Consider the following 22,340-nt stretch of genomic DNA (forward strand, 5'->3'; position numbering starts at 1 on the left):
GTTCCCGAGGGGCCCGTACTCAGCGACGCAGGGCGGTCTCCCGCTCCATGTGGGACAGCTTCTCCGGATTGCGTACGGCGTAGAGGCCGGTGATGAGGCCGTCGTCGATGCGTACCGCGACGACGGTGTCGAGCTCGCCGTCGAGTCGGACGATCAGCGCCGGGTGGCCGTTGACCTGCGCCGGCCGCAGTGACAGCGCGTCGGCGACCCTGCCCATCCCCGCGACCAGCAGGCGGGCCACCTTGTCGGCGCCCATGATGGGTCGCAGTACGGCCTGCTTGACCCCGCCACCGTCGCCGAGGAGGACGACGTCCGGCGCGAGGATGTCGAGCAGGCTCTGCAGATCGCCCGTGTCGACCGCCCGCTGGAACGCGTCGAGCGCGTCCCGGGTCTCGGCCGGGGAGACGACCCCGCGCGGCCTGCGCGCCGCGACATGCGCCCGGGCCCGGTGCGCGATCTGGCGGACCGCGGCCGGGTTCTTGTCGACGGCCTCGGCGATCTCGTCGTACGCGAGGTCGAACACCTCGCGCAGCACGAACACCGCCCGCTCGGTCGGCTGCAGAGTCTCCAGCACCAGCAGCATCGCCATCGAGACGCTGTCGGCCAGTTCGACGTCCTCGGCCACGTCGGGCGCGGTGAGCAACGGCTCGGGCAGCCAGGAGCCGACGTAGGACTCCTTGCGGCGGCCGAGCGTACGCAGCCGGCTCAGCGCCTGCCGGGTGGTGATCCGGACCAGGTACGCGCGCTGGTCCCGCACGGTGCCGAGGTCGACGCCCGCCCATCGCAGCCAGGTCTCCTGAAGGACGTCCTCCGCGTCGGCGGCCGAGCCGAGCATCTCGTAGGCGACGGTGAACAGCAGGTTCCGATGGGCGACGAACGCCTCGGTGGCGGGGTCCGTGCGTCCGCCCTCGGCGAGTTGCCCGGCCGTGTCCTCCGCGCGCTCGCTGTACTCGCTCATCACCGGCTGCTCCTGCCTGTGCGCTGTCGACGGTTTCACGCGCACAAGACGCCGGTCGCCGCCGCTCTGTGACATCCACTGGCCGTGGCGCACGTCACACCATCGCCCCGTCACAGGGAGCGAGGCGCCGGCATCTCGTGTTCGGCCAGTGCAACACCACGAGTCCACCGCGACACCACGAGTGAGGACGAAGCCATGGACACCCGATTCAACCTGTTCGACAACGAGATCGCCGGCAGGTTCGCCAAGCGGTTCGCAGGCGCCGGCCTGCTGATCCAGCAGTCACCGCTGCCGAAGTCCACACAGGAGCTGGTGTCGCTGCGCGCCAGCCAGATCAACGGCTGCGGTTGGTGCATCGACATGCACACCAAGGAGGCCGCGGCCGCCGGTGAGACCGCGGTCCGGCTCAACCTGGTCGCCGCCTGGCGCGAGTCCACCGTGTTCACCGAGGCCGAGCGGGCCGCGCTGGCGCTCACCGAAGAGGGCACGCGGCTGGCCGACGCCCACGAGGGCGTGTCCGACGAGACCTGGGCCCAGGCACGCAAGCACTACAACGACGACCAGATCGCCTCGCTGGTCTGCCTGGTCGCCCTGATCAACGCGGCCAACCGGCTCGCCGTGATCGTCCACCAGCGGGGCGGCTCCTACGAGCCCGGCATGTTCGCCGCCGCATTCGACTGACCGACGGCCGAAGCCCGCCTGCTCGCCCGCCTGCTCACCCACTCGCCCGCTTGCCTGCCGATCGTAATATTACGTACGTCAGCCCATGTCTTAGGCTTGGGTGCGAGGCATCGGCCTTACGGAGCGAACGGAGGAAGCTCGTGGTGCGCTACGCCAAGGAGCACAAGCAGGTGACGCGGCAACGCATCATCGAGAAGGCCGGCCATCGGTTCAAGCAGGACGGCATCGACGGCTCGGGCATCTCCACACTGATGTCGGATGCCGGGCTCACCAACGGAGCCTTCTACGCCCACTTCGCGTCCAAGGACGACCTCGTCGCCCATGTCGTGGCCGAGGAACTGCGCACGCAGGTCGCGAGCTACGGCACACTGCGCCCCGGCCGCCCGGGGCTCGAGGACTTCGTGCGCGAATACCTGTCGCCCGAGCACCGGGACCACCCCGGTCTCGGGTGCCCCTCCGCCGCCCTGCTCGACGAGATCGGCCGCTGCGGGGACGAGACCAAGCACGCCTACACCGACGGCGCGCGGGACATCGTGGAGGAGATCGCCGCCCGCCTGACACCCGAGAACCCGCGGTCCGCCCGGGGCAGGGCCATCGGGCTCTTCACCATGGTGGTGGGGACGTTGCAACTGTCCCGCGCCCTGTCCGACCGGAAGTTCTCCGACGAGGTCCTCGATCAGGGAATCGAGAACGCCCTCGCGTTCATGCGCTGAGAGGGTTGAGGGGGGCCGAGGCGGCCGAAGGGGCCGAGGGGGCTGGGAGAAAGGCACACGGCCGCACTCGGCGCCTGCCGCCCCCTACCGTTCGAGAAACTCGACAGCCGTCGCCACGAACTCCCGGTGGAACTGGAAGATGCCGCCGTGGCCGGCGTCGGGGTAGATCACCAGCTCGCTGTTCGGCAGTCGCCGCGCCAGGTCGTACGAGTTCTGCGACGGAACCATCCTGTCGCTCTCACCGTTCGCGACGAGCACGGGCTGCCGGATGACGGAGAGATCCTGGGGCCGCTCCAGCCCCCACCGGTGAATGGCCTTGAGCTGGTTGCTGTACGAAATCGGGGAGATCGCCTTGTCCCGGTCCTGGGTGCGCTCCTTGAGGCGGGCCAGGAACTCCTTCCCGGCCTGTCGCCCGGCCGCGGTGCGCGTGAAGAAGAGGAACTGCTTCGGATCCTGAAGCGTGAACAGCCCTCGGACGGTGTCGAGATGGGACAGCAGGGTCACGTTCTTGATGCCCTCGCCGCCGGCGGGTCCGGTACCCGTCAGAATCAGCCTGCGGACGAGGTCCGGATCGGTCTGCGCGATCACCTGGGCGATCATGCCGCCCATCGACAGGCCATGAAGATCGACGCGGTCGAACCCGAGCGCCCGGACGAAGGTGACGGCGTCCTTCGCCATCGCCTGGATGGTGCGCGGTGTCGAACCGGTCGAAGCGCCGACGCCTCTGTTGTCGAACGTGACGACTCTCCGCTTGCCTGCGATGCCGTCGACGACCCGCGGGTCCCAGTTGTCGAGGACCGCGGCGAGGTGGGTGAGAAAGACAACCGGGACACCGGACCGGGGCCCGAGCTCGCGATACGCGAAGGTCACTCCCCCGGCGGTGACGGTGCGGGTCGGTGCGTTCTTGTACGACGTCACCTCGTGCCCTCGTACGTCCTGTGAGTCGTTCATGGTCCTGCCCTTCGGTGTGGGGGTTCTCTGTGAGCGCGTACCGGCTCCTCCTCCCTTGCCGGAATCTCGGACCGGCCCTGGTGTCAGCCGGCCAGTTTGTTGAACTTGCGGATCTGCTTGTCGAAGGTCCGGGCGGGAGCGATGCGGCGCAGCACGCTGAGGCGTCCGGCCAGCGGGCCGGCGGTGTAGCGCAGCTTCGGCGTCGGGTCGGTGGCTGCCGCGACGATCGCCTTGGCGACGACGGCGGGGGCGTCGCCGCCCCTGACCGCCTCCGCGACCAGCCGGTCGGCGATGTGGCGCTGCTCCGCGTAGACCGGCAGCGGCCTGTCGGGCTGCACGATGTTCCCTTCGAACGCGGTGTTGGTCGCGCCGGGCTCGACGAGGAGGATCCGGACGCCGTGCTCGCGGACCTCGTGGTCCAGGGATTCGGAGTAGCCCTCGACCGCGTGCTTGGACGCGACGTACACGGCCATGTAGGGCTGGGGGATGAAACCGTAGATCGACGACGTGTTGATGATGCGTCCGCGGCCCTGGGCGCGCATGTGAGGCAGGACGGCCTTCGTCATGCGGATGAGACCGAACACGTTGATGTCGAAGACGCGCCGGTCCTGCGCCAGGGAGCTTTCCTCGGCGGCGCCCGTCGAGCCGATGCCGGCGTTGTTGACCAGGACGTCGATCCGGCCGAACCGGTCGGTGACCTGCTGGACCAGGGCGGTGACGGACGCGTCACTGGTCACGTCGAGGTCCAGGAAAGTGACGCCGTCGAGCGGAGTGACCTGCGAGGTCTTCCGGCCGGTTCCGACCACCTCGAAGCCCGCTTCTACGAGCGCGAGGGCGGCCGCTCTGCCGATGCCGGAGGACGCACCTGTCACGAGTGCCACCGGCTGTGTTGTCGTCATGTGGAGTCCTTGAGGAATTGATGATGCTCATGCGCTCTACGGGGATTCGGAACGCCGTCGACGCCCCACGGCAGTCCCGGGACCAGCGATTCCGTACCGGCGAGTCCATTTGCGGACCGCTGACTCGCAGCATAACATTATGACCGTACTTTAATGAGCGACGGCACCCTCGTCCGCCTGCGGACGGGACAGGGAGACGACGATGAGGGCTTTCACTGTGGAGCGCTACGGCAGCAAGGACGGCGTGCGTGTCGGCGACGTGCCGGAGCCGGACGTGGGCGCGGACGACGTGCTGGTCCGGATCGTGGCCGCGAGCGTCAACCCGCTCGACCGCATGATCCGGGACGGCGAGATGAAGACGATCCTGCCGTACAAGGTCCCGTTCGTCCTGGGCAACGACCTGGCCGGAGTGGTGGTCGAGGTGGGCGCGGCCGTCACACGGTTCGCGGTAGGCGACGAGGTCTTCGCGCGGCCCGACAAGAACCGGATCGGCACGTTCGCCGAACGCATCGCGGTGCACCAGGACGACGTGGCGATCAAGCCGGCCGCGCTGACCATGGAGGAGGCCGCGTCCCTTCCCCTGGTCGCCCTGACCTCATGGCAGGCGCTGGTCGAGCGGGCACACGTCCAGCCGGGCCAGAAGGTCCTCATCCACGCGGGCTCCGGCGGCCTGGGCACCATCGCCGTCCAGTTGGCCAAGCAACTCGGCGCGTACGTGGCCACCACCACGAGCACGGCCAACGTCGACCTGGTGAAGCGGCTGGGCGCGGACGTCGTCGTCGACTACAAGAAGCAGGCGTTCGAGACGGAGCTGCGCGACTACGACGTCGTCCTCGACTCGCTCGGTGGCGAGACCCTCAAGAAGTCCCTGGACGTGCTCAAGCCCGGCGGGAAGGTCATCAGTGTCGCGGGCCCTCCGGACGCCGCTTTCGGCAGGGAGCTGGGAGCGAACCCGGTCATCCGGCTGGTGATGTCCGCGCTGAGTCTCCGGATCCGACGAGCCGCCCGGCGCCGCGGCGTGACGTACTCGTTCCTGTTCATGAGGGCCAGCGGCGACCAGCTGCGCGAGCTCACCCCTCTCATCGAGACCGGAAGGATTCGGCCCGTCGTCGACACCGTGTTCCCGTTCGAAGCGGCCCGGGAGGCGCTGGAGTACGTCGAAGCGGGGCGCGCGAAGGCCGGCAAGGTCGTCGTCAGGATGCCGTGAGGGACATGGACACACCGCGGGATCGACACCGCCGGGCGAAAGCCACTGGGTGCTATTGGCCGTGGGCCGTGAGCTGTGGGCTATGGGGTGTGGGCTGTGGGCACCACCCGGCCTCGTGGTGGTGCCCACAGCGTCATGCCCGGCCCGAGGGACTCAGGACGACGGCACGGGCCTGGTGGCGAAGTACGGCTTGCAGACTCCGCCGACCCAGTCGGTGGCGATCTCCAGCAGGCTGTTCCCGTCCGCTGACGGCAGCAGGGCCGAACTGTAGTTGGGGCAGTAGTCGACGACCGTCGAATCGACGGTCACCGGAGCCGGGATCTCCCGCCAAGTGCCGCTGCCGCCCGCGCTGTTGACCCACACGGTCCTTCCACTGCCGGCGGCCCGCGTGCCGTCCTTGTTGTAGAGGACCTGGCCGATCAGGAAGAGCCGGCCCAGCGGATTGCCCGCCTCGGGAGCCCAGGCCACGGTCGGGGCGTGCTTGAAGTACTTGCCGTCGGCCGTCTCGGGCCGGAAGCCGAGGAACGGACCGCCCGTCCAGTCCCAGCCGTCGGCCGAGGTCCGGTAGTGCACGACGCACTGGTACTGCCCGGGGGCGGCACAGATCTCGTACGACATGAAGTAGGTGCCGTTGCCGAGCTTGCGGACGACTGCCATGCCGGGGCGGTCGGTGACGAGCGGGCTGATGACGGTGGCACGGTGCCCGGTCCAGGCCAGGCCGTTCGAGGTGCGGGCCGCCATGAGCTTCTGGCTGTGTGCGGGGTCGGTCTCGTCCGAGTAGTGGGCGACCAGTTGGCCGGAGGCGTCGACGGAGAACTCGGGCTCCCACAGGCCCCCCGTACTGCCCGCGGTGGCGATGGTGGACAGATAACTCCAGCTGCGTCCAAGGTCGTTGCTCTTGAAGACCCGCAGGGCCATGCGCCGGTTCGTCTCGTCCTGGCCGACCGAGGCCGACCAGAGCAGCGTGCCGACGGGCAAATTGCCGATTCTCTGCGGGAGTTCGAAGAGCGTGGAACAGCAGAGTCCCTGGCCGCCTGCCGCCTCCGGGTCGCTGACCGTGCCGACCTGCCGGAAGGAGGCGCCGGAGTCGGTGCTCTCGTAGATGGCTCCGAGTCCGTTGTTTCCGGAGAACGTGACCACCGACGACAGGATGCGGCCGTTGGCGCCCGGGTTGTGTGCGAGGCGGACGGCGCGGGGGTACAGGCCGGTGTCGTTGCGCAGCACGGTGCCGGTCGCCGCGTCCGCCGTTCCGGACTGCGCGGTGAGCAGGGCCGCCAGGAGGGCGATCAACGCGGAGACCAGGGCGGCCAGTTGGAGCGAACGCAGTGGTGTACGGGGTCTTGCCGACATCAGATTCTCCCATCGGGGTGCGGGCTGGATCTGTTCGGACGGTGACGTCGGAGGGGACGCCACCAGGGGCGGGACGTCACCGGGCGCGGGACGTCACTGGGCAGGGGACGTCACTGGGCAGGAGCCAGGCGGATGACGTGCCAGGACACCGGGGCCAGTTCCGCCTCCAGTGCCCCGTCGGCGGTGACCCGGGCCCCGCCCCCGGTGCGCGGTGTCACGCGCTCCGGCTCGGCCTCGGTGTTCACGGCGTCCGGGTCCGGGTCGGACAGGACGAGGTGCTCCAGCACCCGGTATCCGGACAGCGCGCCGCGCAACTCGGCCCGCAGAAGCAGAGGTTGGTCCTGGCCACGGTTGACGGCGAGGACCGTGAGCGCACCGCTCTCCTCCTCGTAGGTCACGACCGTGTCGAGCGCCGATACGTCGCCGTGCTGCCGTGTGTCGATGCGGGACCCGGTGATGTCGGTGCGCAGCACCGTTCCGGAGGCGAACCGGGCGGCCTGTGCGAACGGGTGGAAGATGGTCTGCCGCCAGCTCGCGCCCCCCGGTTCGCTGCGGATCGGGGCGATGACGTTGACCAGTTGGGCCAGGCACGCGATGGCCACCCGGTTGGCGTTGCGGAGGAGGGTGATGAGCAGCGAGCCGACGACGACGGCGTCGGTCACGCTGTAGGTGTCCTCGATCAGACGGGGTGTCTCGGCGGTCTCCAGGTTGCGCTCCCCGACGAAGCGGGCGGCGTACCAGACGTTCCACTCGTCGAACGAGAGCCTGATGTGCTTCTTGGCGCGGCGCGTGGCCCGTACGTGGTCCGCGGTGGCGACCACATCGCGGATGTACTGGTCCATGTGCGCCCCGGAGGCCAGGAAGCTGGCGCGGTCGCCGTCGAGCTCCTCGTAATAGGCGTGCAGGGAGAGGTAGTCGACCTCGTCGTACGTCTGCTCCAGGACCTCGCGCTCCCAGGTGCCGAAGGTGGGCATGCCCGCGTTGGAGCTGCCGCAGGCGACCAGTTCGATGGACGGGTCGACCTGGCGCATCGCCTTGCCGGTCTCGGCCGCGAGCCGTCCGTACTCGGTGGCCGTCTTGTGGCCGGTCTGCCAGGGGCCGTCCATCTCGTTGCCGAGGCACCACAGTTTGACGTCGTGCGGTTCGGGGACGCCGTGCTTGATCCGCAGATCGGACCAGGCGGTGCCGCCGGGCTGGTTGCAGTACTCGACCAGGGCGCGGGCGGCGTCGATGCCGCGGGTGCCGAGGTTGACCGCCATCATCGGGTCGAGGCCGAGCTGCTTGGCCCAGGTGAGGAACTCGTTGGTGCCCACCTGGTTGGTCTCGATGGAGCGCCAGGCCAGGTCGAGCCGGCGCGGCCGTTCGGAGGTGGGGCCGACCCCGTCCTCCCAGTGGTAGCCGGAGACGAAGTTGCCTCCGGGATAGCGGACGAGTCCGGTGCCGAGTTCCCGTACCAGGTCGGCGACGTCCGTACGGAATCCGGCGGCGTCGGCCGAGGGGTGCTCCGGCTCGTGGATGCCGGTGTAGACGCAGCGCCCCATGTGCTCGACGAACGTTCCGTACAGGCGCGGGTCCACCTCCCCGATGGCGAACTCGGGGTCGACGGTGAACCGTGCGGTGTGCGGCATGCTGACGCCTTTCTCGGTTGGGCGAAGGGGTCGGTTTGACGAAAGGAGGTGAACTGGCAAGCGGGGACGGCTACTTGAGGCCGGTTCCGGCGATGCCCTCGACGATGCGGCGCTGGAACAGCAGGAACACGGCGAGGAGCGGGATCGCACCCAGTACGGCGGAGGCCATCAACTGGGCGTAGGGCACGCCGAATACGTCCTGGACAGAGGTCAGCCCGACCGGGAGGGTCATCATTTCCGGGTCGGTGACGACGAGGAGGGGCCACAGGAAGTTGTTCCAGACCCCGACGAACACGAAGATCGTGACGGCGGAGATCACCGGCCGCGAGATGGGCATGACGATCTGCCGGTACGTACGCAGCCAGCCGGCGCCGTCCGCGCGTGCCGCGTCGATCAGCTCCCTGGGGATGCCGTCGAAGAACTGCTTGAACACGAACACGGCGACGACGTTGGGGACTTGGGGCAGCACGACGCCCCAATAGGTGTTGAGCAGCCCTACCGACTGGAGTGCCAGGAACTGCGGGATCATGAGGACCTGCCCCGGAATCATGATCCCGGCGAGGAGTACGACGAACGCGGCGCGGCGCGTCCTGAAGCGGGTCTGGGAGAGGGCGAAGGCCGCCAGGGATGCGGCCGCCACGGTGAGCACCGTAGTCAGGATCGACGTGATGAAGCTGTTCGCGTACCAGTAGGGCAGCTTCCCCGCGTCGAAGATGTCCCCGTACGCCGCGAGGGTGGGGTTGGCCGTGAACCAGTTGGTGGGGTCGGTGACGACTTCCTGCGCGGGCCGGATGGAAGTGGCGAGCGCCCAGGCCAGCGGCACCAGCCACAGCAGCGCGAAGGCGATGAGGGTTCCGAGGGCCACCCGGTTGAACAGCCGCTCGGCGTCATACTTGCGAGGCGGCCCGGCTGTGGTCGTCTTCTGCTCGGTCACGGGCGGTGTGGCGATGGCGGTCATGATCAGCGCTCCTTCTCGGCGCGGCGGACGAGTGCGAACCAGACGAGCGAGACCAGCAGGATCACCACGAAGAGCAGCAGCGAGACGGTCGACGCATAGCCGACGCGGCCCTCGACGAAGCCCGTGTCGTAGATGAGTTGGAGGGAGGGGCGGGTGCTCCCGTCGGGGCCACCCATGGTCAGCATGTAGATCTGGTCGAAGACCTTCAGGGAGGCGACCGCCTGGAGGACCGTCACGAGAGTCGTGGTGCGGCCGAGCATCGGCACGATCACATGGCGGATGCGCTGCCAGGGTCCGGCCCCGTCGATGGCCGCGGCCTCGTGCACGGAACGCGGGATGTCCTGCAGACCTGCCAGATACAGGACGAAGTTGAAGCCGATCGTCCACCACACGGTGGCGGCGGCGATGGAGATCATCGCCCAGTCCGGATCGCCCAGCCAGGACGGCGGGGTGTCCACGCCGATCCACTTCGCGGCCTGCTGGGCGAGGCCCACCTGATCGGCGTAGATGAACGTGAAGATCAGTGAGATGACCGCCGAGGGCAGCACGAACGGCGCGAAGAAGGCGAAGCGGAAGAACCAGCGTCCGCGGACGAAGCGGTCGGCGAGAATCGCCAGCACCAGGCTGAGCAGCACGAGCGGAACCGTGGTCAGCACGGTGAACCACAGCGTGTTCCCGAGTGTGCGCCAGAACTCGTCGTCGCCCAGCACGGCCGCGTAGTTGGACAGTCCGGCGAAGTCGCCGAGGCCCTTCTTGAGCAGGCTGGCGTCGAAGAAACCGGCTACGACCGTATAGATCAGCGGTCCCACCAGAAAGACCAGGTAGAACAGGGCGAAGGGCAACAGCATCCCCGGACCGGCCCAGCGGTCACCTCTGCCGGGGGCCTTGGTCGGTGCGGTTGTCGTGGCCATGGGACGGCCCTTTCAGTCAGGACATGCGGAATCTCAGACGTGCGGGGCCCGATACGGGCCGTGACAGCGGCAGTCGGCGGCCGGGCGGGGCGGCCTGCAGCGGTACGGACTACAGGGGCCGCGGCCTACAGGGGTGCGGGCCGGCTCGCGAGTTCGCGCAGTTCGCGGCGCATGCGTGCGGCTCCGGCGGTGGGGCTGGTGGCGCCGGTGAACACGGACGTCACGGCGTTGCCGACGACGACCTGCAGCGTGCTGCCCGCGCCGCTGTACCAGGCGGCCGGGTCGTAGGCCGCGCCGTCGGCGGCAGCGGCGTAGTGGGACTGTGGTGCGAGGTCCCGGTAACCGGGTGACTGCTGGGTGGGCAGCCACGCGGGGACGTGTCCGCCCTCCGCCCACAGCTTGCTGGAGTTGAGCAGGGCGGCGACGAACCCCAGGGAGAGGTCCAGGCGTTGTGCCGCGGCGGAGGGCGCCTTGGGCAGGACCAGGGAGTGCGAGTCGGCGGCGCAGGCGTAGGGCGCGTCGTGGAAGATCCTCGGCAGTGGCCGTACGTCGAACTTCACCTTGGCGCCCTGGACCGTGAGGACCTGCCAGACGCCGTCCATCAGGAATCCGGCCTTGCCGGTGGTGAGCATCGTGATGGCGCCCGGGCTGTCGGTGCTCGCGGGGACGACCTTCTCCTGGGTGAGGCGGCGGATGTACGCGAGGGCCTCGGCCGCGGCCGCCGTGTCGATGACGACCTTCTTGCCCTGCTCCGCGACGAGATCGCCGCCACCTATCTGCCGGTAGAACGACCAGAAGAGCCTGAACTGCGTCGAGGCGTCCTTCACCGAGGCGACCGAGCCGCCCCAGGCCCCGGTCACCTCCTTCGCGGCGCGCAGGGCGTCGATGAACGCGTCGGGCCCGTCCACGTCCGCCAACTGGCCCTGTCCGTCAAGGAGTCCGGCCTTCTCGGCGATGTCGGTCCGGAAGTAGAGCACGAAGGGGTGGGTGTCGAGCGGGACGGCGTACAGCTTCCCGTCCACCTGGGACTTCTTCCAGGGCCGTGGGTCGAACTTGTCCTCGGTCAGCCCGTGTCGGGCCAGATCGGATGTCCGCAGTTCGGTGAGCAGGCCCGCCTCGGCGAGCGTGGGCACCTTCGACAGGTGGGTGACGGCGACCTGCGGCGGCCGTTCGCCGAGCGTCGCCAGGGTGAGCTTGGTGTAGTACGGGCTGCCCCAGACGAAGGTCGCCGACTTCAGGTCCGTCGTCCGGTGCCGGGCCCGGTAGACGTCCTCCATGGCCAGCAGCCGCTCGCCGTCACCACCGGTGAAGGGGTTCCAGAAGTTCAGGCGTGACGGTGAGGGCGACCCTCCGGTGAACCCCTGCGCGAGCGTGCTGCCACAACCGCCGAGGGCGACGGACGAGGCCGCGACTGCGCCGAGGGACAGGGTGCCGCGCAGAAGTCCACGCCTGGACGGTGGGGACGGGAGCGGGGGTGGGGGCGGCGAGTTGTGCGGTGTGCGGTCCCGCATGGGCAGGCGTCCTTCCACGACAGGGAACCCAACGAGTACAACGTTGGAATGAGTGACAAGTCCGAACGGACGAGTCGATGCACGGAGGCGGTTACAACGTTGTATCCCCGCGGAAATTCGACGTCAACACCTGTGCAGGAACTGCTTGCCCGTCAGGGGTCGAGTGCCTCATCGGGGCATATCGCCCACGCGGGTCGAGAATCTCCCGCACGGGGACGGCGACCTCTTACAACGTTGCAACATGGCTTACGCTGGTCGGCACACCGGAATCGGCCCGCGTGGTGCGTCGGCGGCGAGGGCCGCCGGAGGAGCGACGAAAGCTGCCGCAAGAGTGCCGGGGCCGCCGGAAGAGTGCCGGGGAGGGAGGGCGAGCGTCATGGCAGGTGCACGCCTCAAGGACGTCGCCGAGCGCGCGGGCGTATCGATCAAGACGGTGTCGAACGTCGTCCGGGGCGAGATCCGCGTCGCGGAGCAGACCCGGCAGCGGGTGCTGCGCGCGATCGCCGAACTCGACTACCAGCCCAACGCCTCCGCACGCCATCTGCGCACCGGCCGCAGCGGCATCATCGCGCTGGCCGTCCCCGAGCTGGTCGCGCCGTACTTCGCGGAGCTCGCCGCGGAGGTCATCGCGGCCGCCAAGAAGCGCGGCTGCACTGTCCTCATCGAGGACACCGGCGGAGACCCAGCGGAGGAACTCCGTATCGCCTGCGGCCTGAGCGACCCGCTCATCGACGGTGTGCTGCTCAGCCCCCTCAGCCTCGACGAGGCGATGCTCGCCACTCGCGAGCGCCGCGTGCCGCTCGTCCTCCTGGGCGAGCAGTCGTACAGGATCCCGGCGGACCACGTGCTGATCGACAACTCCGCGGCGGCACGCGAGGCGACCGAGCACCTGCTCCGGCTCGGCCGCCGGCGCATCGCAGTCATCGGCCAGCCGTCGGACCGGGCGCATGCGACGACGGTGCAGCGCATGCACGGCTTTCTGACCGCGCTGCATGCCGCGGGTGTGCCGCACGACCCCCGGCTGGCCCCGGACACCGTGGCGTTCACCCGCGCCGACGGAGCCTCCGCCATGCGGGTCCTGCTCGGTCTGGACGAACCGCCGGACGCGGTCTTCTGCTTCAACGACCTGCTCGCCTCCGGCGCGGTGCGCGCGGCACACGAACACGGTCTGCGAGTGCCGCGCGACCTGGCGGTCGTGGGCTTCGACGACATCCAGGAGACCGGCTACAGCGTGCCGTCACTGACCACCGTGTCGCCCAACAAGCGAGAGATCGCCGAACTGGCGGTGGACGCGGTGCTGCGGAGGATCACCACCGACGCGGAGGCCCCCCACACGAGACTCACCGCGGGGTACTCGCTGGTCGTGCGGGAGAGCACGCAGCCGAGTTCGACCACGGGGTGACGGAGGGGCGGCCACACGCCGGGCAGGTCACCCCTTCGCCGCCGCGGACCAGCCGATGAGGGCGCCGCGCAGGGCGCTGACCAGACGGGTGGCGGCCTCGTCCTCGGTGTGGCCGCTCTTGATGAGGTCGAGGATGTCGCGGGGGTCGAACAGGAGGTTCCAGAGGAACAGCGCCTCTTCGCCCAGGTCGCCGAGCCCGAGTTCCTCGGTGGTCTGCCGCAGCGGTTCGGCGAGTGCCTCGGCCTGCGGGGCGAGATAACCGGTGCCCTCGCGCAGCCGCTCCAGGTATCCGCGGTGCGAGCGCATCTGTGCCATCGCCCCGCCGTGTTCGAGGACGAGCGACACCCAGCAGCGGGACACAGCCTCCAGCCTCTCCATGCCCCGGGTGGTCTGCCGTGCGCTGAAGTCGCGCAGTTCGGAGCCGACTTGGGCCCGGAAGGCGTGCAGGATCTCCTCGACGGAGGAGAAGTGCCGGTACGCCGTGGCGGTCGACACCTCGGCCTGCTTGGCGATCTCGGCCAGGCTCACGGGCGTCGGCGAGTTCTCGAACAGCAGCGCGGCGGCCTTGATGAGGTACCTGCGGTTGCGTTCGGTGTCACTGCGCATGGGTCGACTCCCCGTTGCCTGTGGGACGGCGTTCACTGAAGGGCCGAGAGGCCGTACGCCAGCCGGCGAACACCCTCGGAGATGGATTCCGGGCTGGCAGCGTACGACAGCCGCAGGTGCCCCTCGCCCCGCGCGCCGAACTCGCTGCCCGGCCGGACCGCGACGCCGTGCGTGCGCAGTGCCGCCACGACCTCCACGGCGGGCAGGTCGAGGTCGTAGCGCGGGAACTGGTAGAACGCCCCCTCCGACGTGCTCAGCGTGAGGCCCGGGATCTCGGCGAGTCCCGCGCGCATGATCGCGCCGCGCTCCTCGTAGGCGGCCCGCATCCTGGCGATGTCGGCGTCGCAGGTCCGCACCGCGACGAGGGCGGCGTCCTGGATGAAGGTGTTCACGGAGCCGTTGAAGGTGTTGTGGATGCGCGCGGCCGCCTTGATGAGCGGTGCGGGTCCCCAGAGATAGCCGACACGCCAGCCGGTCATCGCGTAACTCTTGGAGAAGGTCTGGCAGTAGACCGTACGGTCGCGCAGTCCGTCGAGGGAGATCGCCGAGGTGAAGGGGCGGCCGGTGTAGTCGAGGTCGGAGTACGCCTCGTCGGAGACGACGATCGTGGACGTGCCGTCCAACAGCTCGGCGAGCGCGTCGAGTTCGGCGCGGCTGTGCACGATGCCGGTCGGATTGCTCGGGTTGCAGAAGACGAAGAGCTTCGCGCCGTCGAGCGCGTCGGCGAGCAGGTCGAGGTCCCAGTGCAGGTCCGGGGCGAGCGGGACGGGTACGACGATGCCGCCGGCCATGCTGACCAGGTCGGCGTAGAGGGAGTAGGTCGGGTCGGGGACGACCACCTTGTCGCCGGGGTCGACGATGCCGAGGATCGCGGCGGCGAGTCCGGCGGTGCCGCCCTGGGTGATGAGGATGTCGGCGGCGGAGATTGGCGCTCCGGCGATGCCGTGCAGCTTCTCGGCGAGCGCCTCGCGCAGCTCGGGTTCGCCGAGCAGCGGCGAGTAGTGGGTGCGTCCGGCGCGCAGCGAGGCGTCGGCCGCCTCGGTCACCTGCCGGGGTGTGTCGAAGTCGGGCTCGCCCATGGCGAGGGAGACGAGGTCGCCCTTGGACTGGGGCTGCTGCGTCCGGCGGGAGGCGGCGGCTATCCGGGCGACGGCCTCGGCGGTGGCGAACCGGGGCGGGTACGTGGAGACGGTGGACGGCATGCGCTCCTCCTGGAAGCGAGGTGCTGGAAGCGGGTGCTGCTGAGCTGGAAGCGGGTGTTCGAAGCGGGGGCCGGAGACGAGGTTGGTCAGGGCTGCGGTCAGAGCTGCGGTCAGGGCTGTGGTGAGGCGTCGGCGGGGGCGCCCGCCCAGCGGCTGATCTCCAGGTCGGCGGAGGTGTCCCGCTGTCGGGTCGGGGCGACGACGATCTCCTGGAGGACGACCCGCTGGGGCAGGGCGACAGCCAGGCGGACGGCCTCGGCCACGTCCTCGGGTTGCACCATGTGGGCGCGTTCCTCGGCGGCCGGCGGTCGCGCGCGGTTGTCGAGGATGGGAGTGTCCGCCTCGCCGGGGAGCACGGTGATGGCCCGCAGTCCCTGGTTGCGGAAGGTGTTGTGCAGGAACGTCATGAAGTTGCGCACCCCGGCCTTGGCGGCGCCGTAGGCCGCGCCGCCGAGCAGGTTGGGGTTGACGGCTGCGAGCGACGAGACGGTGACGATGGTTCCGGTGCCGCGGCCGAGCATGTCGGGCAGCACGGCCTGGGTGAGCTGGAAGACGGCCGTGAGGTTCACGTCGAGGACCTGGCGCCACTCGTCGTGCGGGAGCCACTGCGGGTTGAGCACCGTCGACGCGCTGCCCGCGTTGTTGACGAGGATGTCGACCGGGCCGAGGTCGGCGTGGACGCGGTCGAGGACCCGAGTGACGTCGTCCGGGCGGGTGATGTCCGCGGCGAGGGCGAGGGCGGTTCCACCCTCGGCGCGGATGGTGGCCGCGACCTCGTCGAGCGCCTCCTGTCTGCGGCCGACGAGCACAACGGTGGCGCCGTCCCGGGCAAGGAGTCTCGCGGTTTCGAGCCCCATCCCGCTGCCGGCCCCTGTGATGAGCGCGGTTCTGCCGGCCGACGTCGTCACTGTTCCTCCTCCATGATCAGCGTGCTCGACACGATCGATATGAGATTTGAAGCCCAAATGAGAATATCTTCTCAACTAATGTCGGGGCAAGGACGTCTCGAAGCCGAGCGCGGCGAACGCCTCCGCGACCGCGTGTTCGAGCGCGCACACCTCCTCCTCGCGCCGCGCGAACCGGCGGAGCGAACTCTCGCGGTCGGTCCAGCGGAACCGCAGTCGCCGCCCAGGACCGGCCTGCCCGAGCAGCGGCAGACAGGCCCGCGAGGCGACGCCGACGATCGGATAGCCCGCCGTCAGGCTCCGGTATCTGCCGAGCACGATGAGCTCGTCCGCGTGCGGGATCTGCAGCGCCCCGACGGGAACCCCGTGCGACACGATCTCGGTGTCGGTGTCCGGGTGGAGCACCGGGCCTTCGAGCCGCAGCCCGACGTGGTTGGAGCGGGGGGTGACGACGTACTCCGCCTCCTCGATCACCTCGCGGATGCCGGGGATCGCGTGGATTCCGTGGCTCGCGACGACATCGACGACCCAAGTCCCTTCGTCGAAGCGCGGGACGGGAACGGGCAGCCGGAACAGCGGCGGCTCGAACAGTCGGCGCCGGAATCCCTGGAAGTCCGTTTCCAGCAGTACGCGCGAGCCCCGGGTGACGACCTGCCCGAACCCCATCCGGGCGTCCGGGGCGGCGCTGCCCAGCAGGGTCTCCGCGGCGAGCGTGCCGTTCACGGCGAGATAGGTGCGGGTCCCCCGGCCGGCATAGGCGTGGACCCGTACCTCATGACCCTTCGGCACCACGAGCGGCGACCAGCTGTCGACGGGGGCGCCGCCGACGGTGACCCGGGCGGGGGCGCCGGTCACCGCGAGCAGGACGTCGGCGTCGGGAACGAGGGCCAACTCGCCGCCGAGGTTCTCGATCAGGGTCGCGCCACGTGGGTTGCCCACGAGGAGGTTGGCGACGACCGCGGAGTGCTGGTCGGCGGCACCGCCGGTGGGGACACCGCGCCGTTCCGTGTCGCGGCGGCCGAGGTCCTGGAAGGTGGTGGTCCATCCGGTGCGGGTGAATTGGAGCGCCACGGTCTTCATCGCCGTCGCCGTCGTCTTCATCCTCTTCGTCGTCATAGGGACACCTCCACCGGCAGCAGGAAGCCTGCGTCCAGCGCGGCCGCCTCGTCCCGTGTGACGGGAACGAAGCGCATGATGTCGCCGGGGCCGAACGAGACGGGGTCGGGGCGGGAGATGTCGACGATGGTGTGCGGGGTGCGCCCGACCACACGCCAGCCGGTCGGGCCGGGGAACGGCTGGATGATCGCGTTGTCACCGGCGATCATGATCGATCCGGGAACGACGTCCGTACGCGGCTCTGCGCGTCGGCGTACCGGCCCGGGCAGTTCGAGCCCGTCCATCATCGGAGCCATCGCCGCGCCCAACAGGGCAATGGTGAAGGTGGACTTGGCGATCCCCTCGACCACTTCGGCGGGTTTCAGGCCCACTTCCTCGGCGACGGACAACAGATCGGGTCCGGTCTCCTCGTCGAAGACGACCGGGACGGCGAACTCCCGTACCGCACGGGGGAGTTCCGGACCGCCGTCCGAACCGTCGCCCGGCGCCCGGCGGGCCAGCAGCCGGACCGCGTACTCCACATGCTCGAGCGCGGTCCGCAGTGGATCGAACTCGATGAGCAGGGACTCCAGACCGGAGACGACATCGAGCACGCCGTGGGGGCGGTGCGCGAGGAACCGGTCGCGGAAGGCGACGATCGCGGACCTGCGGATCGCCTGTTCGGCGTGGGGGACGGTCACCATCACCGCCGAGTCCCCGAAGGGCTCGACGGTGACGGTACCGAACGGTGCAGTGGTCATGGGCTGGCTCCCGCGCGCTGCCCTCAACGGGCGAGCGCGACCTCGGCCTTCTCCTTCAGGACGTCCCGCAGACCCGCGACACGCACGTCCGCCTTGTCGAGCGCGGCCCGCAGCGCGATGCCGTTCTGCAGGACGGTCGGGTGGTCCCCGTGCAGAAGCAGTACGTCGGCGTCGTGGCCTAGCGGTACGACGTTGCCGTCGACCGAGCGCACGGTGCCCTCCTGTACGACCTGGACGGAGCGTTCGCCGATGAGCTCGGGGTCGAAGATGAGCCCTCCTTCGTGCGAGCGCGAGACGGGCATGCCGTCGTCGCCGTAGCCGCGGTCGGCCAGGAACACGTAACCGACTTCGAGACCGCGCCTGCGCGACTCCTCGGCGAGCAGGCCGCGTTGACAGATCACGACGTAGTCCGTGTTGTACGCGGCGATCGCGTCCGTGATGGCACGGGCGTGCTTGGCGTCGGTCTGCGCGATCGACCCCATACGGCCGTGCGGCGCCACATGTGTGATCGTCCCGCCGTGCACGCGCGCGAACGCGTCGAGCGCGCCGAGCTGGTAGAGGACGTCGGTGCGGATCTCCTCCTCCGACGCCTCGATGAGCCGGCGGCCGAACCCGACGAGGTCGGGGTATCCGGGGTGCGCGCCGAGTTCGATGCCGCGCTCCACGCAGTCGGCGACCGTCTTGTCCATGACGCGCGGGTCACCGGCGTGGAAGCCGCAGGCGATGTTCGACGCGGTGACGAGGCCGAGGAGGGCGTTGTCGTCGCCGATCGTGTAGTTGCCGAAGCTCTCTCCGAGGTCGGCGACGACGGCTACCGAGTTGATTCCCATGGTGTCTCCCGGGTGTTGGCGGTCAGTGGGCGGCCAGCGGACGACCCTTGGTCTCACGTACGAACGCGATGGCGACCAGGGTGATCAGGGCGGTGGTGATGGCGGCGAAGGCGGGGATCAGATTGGACCCGGTCGATTCGATGAGCTCGGTCATCAGCAGCGGGGCGCTGCCGCCGAAGATGATCGTGGAGATGCTGAACCCGATGCTGTAGGCGGAGTAGCGCACCGTGGTCGGGAACATCTCGGCGAGCACGGTGTGCACCACGGCTGCGTGGCCGGAGAAGGCGATCGCGAGCACGGTGGTGCCGATGCATGCCAGCGCGAACTCACCGGTGGTGATGAGCAGGAACATCGGGTACGAGACCACGGCCATCGCGACGGCGGAGAACACCAGCACGGGTTTGCGGCCGATACGGTCCGACAGCCGGGCCATGAGGGGGATGCAGACGGCGATGGCGACCAGGCTGACAGCGGTGACGGTGAGCGCCCGCAGCATGGAGAAGTTGTTGTCGTCGCCGAGCGAGGTCTTCAGATAGGTCGGCATGTAGACGAACAGCAGGTAGTAGCCAGGCCCGTTGAGCGCGGGCAGGAAGATCGTGAGCACGATCGCCTTCAGGTGCCGCGGGGAGGTGAGCGCGTCCTTCAGCGGGTTGCGTACGACGGTGTTGCGCTCTCGCAGTGCCTTGAAGTGCGGGGTCTCCTCCAGCTGGCGGCGGATGTAGAAGCCGACATAGCCGAGCGGGACGGCGACGAGGAACGGCACCCGCCAGGCCCAGGAGGCCATGGCGTCGTCGCCGAGCGTGGAGATGAGGATGGCCGAGAAGGCGCTGCCGACCATGAGCGCGATGAACGAGCCGACGGCGATAAAGCTCATCATGTAGTTGCGGCGGGCGTCCGGGGCGTACTCGCCGACGAACGACATGGCACCCGCCACCTCACCACCGGCCGAGAAGCCCTGCAGCACCCGGAGCGCGACCAGCAGAACGGGCGCGGCGACGCCGATGGCGGCGTGGGAGGGGATGAGACCGATCGCCGCGGTGGCGGCCGAGATGAGTACCAGCAGGCCGGCGAGCAGTCTCTTCCGCCCGAGCCTGTCTCCCAGGTATCCGCAGATGACGCTGCCGAACGGCCGCGCGACAAAGCTGACCAGGAAGCCGACGTTGGTGAGGAAGAGCCCGCCGGCCTCCGCCTCCCCCATGATGTTGATCGCGAGATAGGTGACGAGCAGGCCGTAGATGCCGTAGTCGTACCACTCGACGAAGGAACCTATGGCTCCGGCGACGGTGGCCTTGCGGACCACCTTGCCGTCCGCGGTGACCACACCGGCCGTGGTCGCGTCGAGCTGGTCCGACGATGCCTCGTGACGATCTGACGTCGTGTCGAGCCGATCTGACGTTGTCATGCGTTCACCTTCGGTCGCGGACTCCGAGGACGGTGTCCTGAACAGTCGTACGCTGAACGTCGTCGCTGCCGGCGGTCGCCCATGTGCCGGGGTGTTCCGCCTGCGTTCCGGATCCTCGTGGGAAGGCGACGATGACACCTCGGCGGTCAAGCGGCGTCGGTGTCGTCGGAGGATGTCTGGAGGTGTCGGTGGACGGCTGGTGACGCCCCCACCCGCCCCCTTCGCGCCGGTGGAGCAGGTCCTGGAGCGGGCTGTAGGGGCACATCCGAGCCAAGTTGCGACTCAAATCTCGAATGAGAATAGATTCGCATTCCGGGGTGGTCAAGGACGGAAGTTGCCGCCAGGTAAAACTTGCGATTCCGGCGCGGTTCCACCCTCGGCAACCGGGACTTCACCGGAGGGACGGCGGCCGGGCGACCGCCAACCAACCACTCACCGGCCACCCGTCGACCGTCCGGCGACCGTCGGCGAGGCACCCCGTGAGGCCGTCACCCCTCCCGCCCACTCTTGTCCCGCGGCACGGATGGATGCACACTGACTCTCGCGAAACGCGAAACTTTTCGCATTTCCCGGCCGTGACGGGGCGGACGGCCTCTTGGCCCCACCCCCAACACCACCCGCAGGAGACCGTGATGACCCAAGACAACGTGCGTGTGGCCCCGGCCTGGGACCGCCCGGACCAACAGGTGCTCCAGCGGTTCCGCGAGCATTCCGTGGCCAATCTCGGCGACGCCCTGGACCGGCTGAACATCGTGGACGGCGGGATCTCGCCGGTCTGGCGGGGAGCGAAGGCGGTCGGCACCGCGCTGCCCGTGCTCACCGTCGCCGGCGACAACAAGGCGGTGATCGCCGCGCTGGACCACATCCGCCCCGGGGACATCCTGGTCATCAACGCCTTCGGCTACGACGGCCGCGCCGTCATCGGCGACAACCTCGCCCAGCGGTTCGACGTGTTCGGCGCCGTCGGCGCGGTCGTCGACGGCTACGTCCGTGACCGCGCGATCATCGAGAAGCTCGGCGTGCCCGTCTTCGCACGCGGGCTCACGCCTGCCGGCCCCTTCAAGAACGGACCGGGCACGATCGGCGAACCCGTCGCCCTCGGCGGTGTCGTGGTGAACCCCGGCGACATCGTCGTCGCCGACGACGACGGCGTCATCGTCATCCCGCCCCATCGCGCCGAGGAGGCGCTGACGGCGGTCGAGGCGATCGTCGCCCGTGAGGCCGACCTCGACGCCGAGGTCGCGGAACTGCGGAGCCGAATCGCCTGATGGGAACCGAGGAACGAGCCCCCGGCAGGCTCCGCGTCGCGGTCGCCGCGCCACTGTCGGAGGACAACCGCGCGCGGATCCTCGCGCTGGAACCACGGATCGACCTCGTCGTCGACCAGTCCCTGTTCCCACCGATGCGGTGGCCGGCCGACTTCGCCGGTGACCCGTCCTGGCACCGCACACCGGCACAACAACGGGCCTACGAGGAGTCCCTCGACTCGGCCGACGCGCTCTACGGCATCCCCGATGTGGACCCGGCCGCCCTGGCACGTACGGTCCGCGCCAACCGGGGGCTGCGCTGGGTGCACACGATGGCGGCGGGCGGCGGCAGCCAGGTGAAGGCCGCACGGCTCACCGCCGACGAGCTCGAACGGGTCCTGTTCACCACCTCCGCCGGAGTGCACGGGCAGCCGCTCGCGGAGTTCGCCCTCTTCGGCGTACTCGGCGGAGCGAAGGGCCTCCCCCGCCTGATCCGAGGGCAGCGCGATCACGAGTGGGGCGGCCGCTGGACGATGGGGCAGGTGAGCGAGCAGACGATCCTGCTGCTCGGCCTCGGCGGCATCGGCCGGGTCGTCGCCCAACAGCTGCACGCGCTGGGCGCCAAGGTCATCGGAACGAGCAGGAACGGCACCGGCGTTCCCGGGGTCCACGAGGTCGTACCCCTCGACCGGATCGCCGAGGTGGCACCGACGGTGGACGCCGTCGTGAACACGCTCCCCGGCACCGCGGCGACCGAGCACCTGCTCGACAAGCGGTTCTTCGACGCCCTGAGGCCCGGCGCGACCCTCGTGAACGTCGGCCGCGGAAGCGTTGTCGACGAGAACGCCCTGATCGAGGCCCTCGACTCCGGCCGAGTCGGCTTCGCCGCACTGGACGTCTTCGAGACGGAACCACTCCCGGCCCACAGCCCCCTCTGGAACCACGACCACGTCCTGGTGAGCCCCCACACCGCCGCCCTCAGCCCCGCCGAGGACCGCCTCATCGCGGAACTCTTCGCCGCCAACGCCACGCGGCTACTCGACGGAGAGAGCCTGCTGAACCGCGTGGACACGGTCGAGTTCTACTGACGACCGGGCAAACGAACACACGGATGGCGCCGACC

Annotated in this window: 21 protein-coding genes; 6 read left to right on the plus strand and 15 right to left on the minus strand. The window is 69.5% G+C overall.

Going from position 1 to position 22,340, the window contains the following annotated elements; all coding sequences use genetic code 11:
- Nucleotides 1–19: 19 nt before the first annotated feature.
- Nucleotides 20–958, minus strand: a complete 939-nt coding sequence (locus JEQ17_RS09790) for an RNA polymerase sigma-70 factor (protein ID WP_200394866.1) — start codon at nucleotides 956–958, stop codon at nucleotides 20–22.
- A gap of 195 nt (nucleotides 959–1,153) precedes the next feature.
- On the opposite strand from JEQ17_RS09790, the gene JEQ17_RS09795 reads away from it, so the two are divergent.
- Together JEQ17_RS09795 and JEQ17_RS09800 are read left to right on the plus strand one after the other, a co-directional pair.
- Nucleotides 1,154–1,639 carry a carboxymuconolactone decarboxylase family protein gene (locus JEQ17_RS09795; RefSeq protein WP_200394867.1) on the plus strand — a complete coding sequence of 162 codons (486 nt, stop codon included), beginning with the start codon at nucleotides 1,154–1,156 and terminating at the stop codon, nucleotides 1,637–1,639.
- A gap of 140 nt (nucleotides 1,640–1,779) precedes the next feature.
- The gene (locus tag JEQ17_RS09800) at nucleotides 1,780–2,352 is read left to right on the plus strand and encodes a TetR/AcrR family transcriptional regulator (protein ID WP_200394868.1); all 573 of its coding nucleotides are present in this window, start codon (nucleotides 1,780–1,782) and stop codon (nucleotides 2,350–2,352) included.
- Between the two features lie 84 nt (nucleotides 2,353–2,436).
- Here JEQ17_RS09800 and JEQ17_RS09805 read toward each other — a convergent pair whose 3' ends face one another.
- Together JEQ17_RS09805 and JEQ17_RS09810 are read right to left on the minus strand one after the other, a co-directional pair.
- Nucleotides 2,437–3,303 (minus strand): alpha/beta fold hydrolase, encoded by an 867-nt coding sequence (locus JEQ17_RS09805; RefSeq protein ID WP_200394869.1) that lies wholly within the window; start codon nucleotides 3,301–3,303, stop codon nucleotides 2,437–2,439.
- 83 nt (nucleotides 3,304–3,386) lie between these two features.
- Nucleotides 3,387–4,202: an oxidoreductase gene (locus JEQ17_RS09810; protein ID WP_200394870.1), complete on the minus strand. Its 816-nt coding sequence runs from the start codon at nucleotides 4,200–4,202 to the stop codon at nucleotides 3,387–3,389.
- 202 nt (nucleotides 4,203–4,404) lie between these two features.
- On the opposite strand from JEQ17_RS09810, the gene JEQ17_RS09815 reads away from it, so the two are divergent.
- Nucleotides 4,405–5,409 carry an NADP-dependent oxidoreductase gene (locus JEQ17_RS09815; RefSeq protein ID WP_200394871.1) on the plus strand — a complete coding sequence of 335 codons (1,005 nt, stop codon included), beginning with the start codon at nucleotides 4,405–4,407 and terminating at the stop codon, nucleotides 5,407–5,409.
- A 153-nt stretch (nucleotides 5,410–5,562) separates the two neighbouring features.
- Here JEQ17_RS09815 and JEQ17_RS09820 read toward each other — a convergent pair whose 3' ends face one another.
- From JEQ17_RS09820 to JEQ17_RS09840, 5 genes are all read right to left on the minus strand, one after another.
- The gene (locus JEQ17_RS09820) at nucleotides 5,563–6,759 is read right to left on the minus strand and encodes an exo-alpha-sialidase (RefSeq protein ID WP_200394872.1); all 1,197 of its coding nucleotides are present in this window, start codon (nucleotides 6,757–6,759) and stop codon (nucleotides 5,563–5,565) included.
- Between the two features lie 110 nt (nucleotides 6,760–6,869).
- Nucleotides 6,870–8,387, minus strand: a complete 1,518-nt coding sequence (gene arfA, locus JEQ17_RS09825) for an arabinosylfuranosidase ArfA (protein WP_200394873.1) — start codon at nucleotides 8,385–8,387, stop codon at nucleotides 6,870–6,872.
- 70 nt (nucleotides 8,388–8,457) lie between these two features.
- Nucleotides 8,458–9,345 (minus strand): carbohydrate ABC transporter permease, encoded by an 888-nt coding sequence (locus tag JEQ17_RS09830; protein ID WP_200394874.1) that lies wholly within the window; start codon nucleotides 9,343–9,345, stop codon nucleotides 8,458–8,460.
- A 2-nt stretch (nucleotides 9,346–9,347) separates the two neighbouring features.
- Entirely contained in the window at nucleotides 9,348–10,256 is a 909-nt protein-coding gene (locus JEQ17_RS09835; RefSeq protein ID WP_200394875.1) for a carbohydrate ABC transporter permease, read from the minus strand.
- A 125-nt stretch (nucleotides 10,257–10,381) separates the two neighbouring features.
- The gene (locus JEQ17_RS09840) at nucleotides 10,382–11,767 is read right to left on the minus strand and encodes an ABC transporter substrate-binding protein (protein WP_200394876.1); all 1,386 of its coding nucleotides are present in this window, start codon (nucleotides 11,765–11,767) and stop codon (nucleotides 10,382–10,384) included.
- Between the two features lie 376 nt (nucleotides 11,768–12,143).
- On the opposite strand from JEQ17_RS09840, the gene JEQ17_RS09845 reads away from it, so the two are divergent.
- Entirely contained in the window at nucleotides 12,144–13,169 is a 1,026-nt protein-coding gene (locus tag JEQ17_RS09845) for a LacI family DNA-binding transcriptional regulator (protein WP_200394877.1), read from the plus strand.
- Between the two features lie 27 nt (nucleotides 13,170–13,196).
- On the opposite strand, the gene JEQ17_RS09850 is transcribed toward JEQ17_RS09845, so the two are convergent.
- From JEQ17_RS09850 to JEQ17_RS09880, 7 genes are all read right to left on the minus strand, one after another.
- Nucleotides 13,197–13,775, minus strand: coding sequence for a TetR/AcrR family transcriptional regulator (locus JEQ17_RS09850; RefSeq protein ID WP_200394878.1), 579 nt, complete (start codon nucleotides 13,773–13,775; stop codon nucleotides 13,197–13,199).
- Between the two features lie 32 nt (nucleotides 13,776–13,807).
- Nucleotides 13,808–14,977 carry a pyridoxal phosphate-dependent aminotransferase gene (locus JEQ17_RS09855; RefSeq protein ID WP_200394879.1) on the minus strand — a complete coding sequence of 390 codons (1,170 nt, stop codon included), beginning with the start codon at nucleotides 14,975–14,977 and terminating at the stop codon, nucleotides 13,808–13,810.
- Between the two features lie 110 nt (nucleotides 14,978–15,087).
- A complete protein-coding gene (locus JEQ17_RS09860; protein WP_200394880.1) occupies nucleotides 15,088–15,885 on the minus strand; it encodes an SDR family oxidoreductase in 798 nt (265 codons plus the stop codon).
- Between the two features lie 75 nt (nucleotides 15,886–15,960).
- The gene (locus JEQ17_RS09865) at nucleotides 15,961–16,998 is read right to left on the minus strand and encodes a 5-oxoprolinase subunit C family protein (protein WP_234048137.1); all 1,038 of its coding nucleotides are present in this window, start codon (nucleotides 16,996–16,998) and stop codon (nucleotides 15,961–15,963) included.
- Nucleotides 16,995–17,738 (minus strand): 5-oxoprolinase subunit B family protein, encoded by a 744-nt coding sequence (locus tag JEQ17_RS09870; protein WP_200394881.1) that lies wholly within the window; start codon nucleotides 17,736–17,738, stop codon nucleotides 16,995–16,997. The genes JEQ17_RS09865 and JEQ17_RS09870 overlap by 4 nt, the downstream gene beginning before the upstream one ends.
- Before the next feature lie 23 nt (nucleotides 17,739–17,761).
- On the minus strand, nucleotides 17,762–18,568 hold the full coding sequence (locus JEQ17_RS09875; protein ID WP_200394882.1) for a LamB/YcsF family protein: 807 nt from the start codon (nucleotides 18,566–18,568) through the stop codon (nucleotides 17,762–17,764).
- 22 nt (nucleotides 18,569–18,590) lie between these two features.
- Nucleotides 18,591–19,970, minus strand: coding sequence for an MFS transporter (locus tag JEQ17_RS09880; protein WP_200394883.1), 1,380 nt, complete (start codon nucleotides 19,968–19,970; stop codon nucleotides 18,591–18,593).
- Nucleotides 19,971–20,602: 632 nt separating this feature from the next.
- On the opposite strand from JEQ17_RS09880, the gene JEQ17_RS09885 reads away from it, so the two are divergent.
- Both JEQ17_RS09885 and JEQ17_RS09890 read left to right on the plus strand, forming a co-directional pair.
- Nucleotides 20,603–21,238 (plus strand): RraA family protein, encoded by a 636-nt coding sequence (locus JEQ17_RS09885; RefSeq protein WP_200394884.1) that lies wholly within the window; start codon nucleotides 20,603–20,605, stop codon nucleotides 21,236–21,238.
- Nucleotides 21,238–22,305, plus strand: coding sequence for a D-2-hydroxyacid dehydrogenase (locus JEQ17_RS09890; RefSeq protein WP_200394885.1), 1,068 nt, complete (start codon nucleotides 21,238–21,240; stop codon nucleotides 22,303–22,305). The genes JEQ17_RS09885 and JEQ17_RS09890 overlap by 1 nt, the downstream gene beginning before the upstream one ends.
- Nucleotides 22,306–22,340 lie beyond the last annotated feature (35 nt).

Origin of the sequence: Streptomyces liliifuscus, from assembly GCF_016598615.1 — a bacterium.
Classification (GTDB): domain Bacteria; phylum Actinomycetota; class Actinomycetes; order Streptomycetales; family Streptomycetaceae; genus Streptomyces; species Streptomyces liliifuscus.

What these genes read in the sequence shown, in the direction of transcription:
- JEQ17_RS09790 (WP_200394866.1), bottom strand. Translation starts at nt 958, where the DNA reads ATGAGCGAGTACAGCGAGCGCGCGGAGGACACGGCCGGGCAACTCGCC.
- JEQ17_RS09795 (WP_200394867.1), top strand. Translation starts at nt 1,154, where the DNA reads ATGGACACCCGATTCAACCTGTTCGACAACGAGATCGCCGGCAGGTTC.
- JEQ17_RS09805 (WP_200394869.1), bottom strand. Translation starts at nt 3,303, where the DNA reads ATGAACGACTCACAGGACGTACGAGGGCACGAGGTGACGTCGTACAAG.
- JEQ17_RS09810 (WP_200394870.1), bottom strand. Translation starts at nt 4,202, where the DNA reads ATGACGACAACACAGCCGGTGGCACTCGTGACAGGTGCGTCCTCCGGC.
- JEQ17_RS09815 (WP_200394871.1), top strand. Translation starts at nt 4,405, where the DNA reads ATGAGGGCTTTCACTGTGGAGCGCTACGGCAGCAAGGACGGCGTGCGT.
- JEQ17_RS09820 (WP_200394872.1), bottom strand. Translation starts at nt 6,759, where the DNA reads ATGTCGGCAAGACCCCGTACACCACTGCGTTCGCTCCAACTGGCCGCC.
- arfA (WP_200394873.1), bottom strand. Translation starts at nt 8,387, where the DNA reads ATGCCGCACACCGCACGGTTCACCGTCGACCCCGAGTTCGCCATCGGG.
- JEQ17_RS09830 (WP_200394874.1), bottom strand. Translation starts at nt 9,345, where the DNA reads ATGACCGCCATCGCCACACCGCCCGTGACCGAGCAGAAGACGACCACA.
- JEQ17_RS09835 (WP_200394875.1), bottom strand. Translation starts at nt 10,256, where the DNA reads ATGGCCACGACAACCGCACCGACCAAGGCCCCCGGCAGAGGTGACCGC.
- JEQ17_RS09840 (WP_200394876.1), bottom strand. Translation starts at nt 11,767, where the DNA reads ATGCGGGACCGCACACCGCACAACTCGCCGCCCCCACCCCCGCTCCCG.
- JEQ17_RS09845 (WP_200394877.1), top strand. Translation starts at nt 12,144, where the DNA reads ATGGCAGGTGCACGCCTCAAGGACGTCGCCGAGCGCGCGGGCGTATCG.
- JEQ17_RS09850 (WP_200394878.1), bottom strand. Translation starts at nt 13,775, where the DNA reads ATGCGCAGTGACACCGAACGCAACCGCAGGTACCTCATCAAGGCCGCC.
- JEQ17_RS09855 (WP_200394879.1), bottom strand. Translation starts at nt 14,977, where the DNA reads ATGCCGTCCACCGTCTCCACGTACCCGCCCCGGTTCGCCACCGCCGAG.
- JEQ17_RS09865 (WP_234048137.1), bottom strand. Translation starts at nt 16,998, where the DNA reads ATGACGACGAAGAGGATGAAGACGACGGCGACGGCGATGAAGACCGTG.
- JEQ17_RS09870 (WP_200394881.1), bottom strand. Translation starts at nt 17,738, where the DNA reads ATGACCACTGCACCGTTCGGTACCGTCACCGTCGAGCCCTTCGGGGAC.
- JEQ17_RS09875 (WP_200394882.1), bottom strand. Translation starts at nt 18,568, where the DNA reads ATGGGAATCAACTCGGTAGCCGTCGTCGCCGACCTCGGAGAGAGCTTC.
- JEQ17_RS09880 (WP_200394883.1), bottom strand. Translation starts at nt 19,970, where the DNA reads ATGACAACGTCAGATCGGCTCGACACGACGTCAGATCGTCACGAGGCA.
- JEQ17_RS09885 (WP_200394884.1), top strand. Translation starts at nt 20,603, where the DNA reads ATGACCCAAGACAACGTGCGTGTGGCCCCGGCCTGGGACCGCCCGGAC.
- JEQ17_RS09890 (WP_200394885.1), top strand. Translation starts at nt 21,238, where the DNA reads ATGGGAACCGAGGAACGAGCCCCCGGCAGGCTCCGCGTCGCGGTCGCC.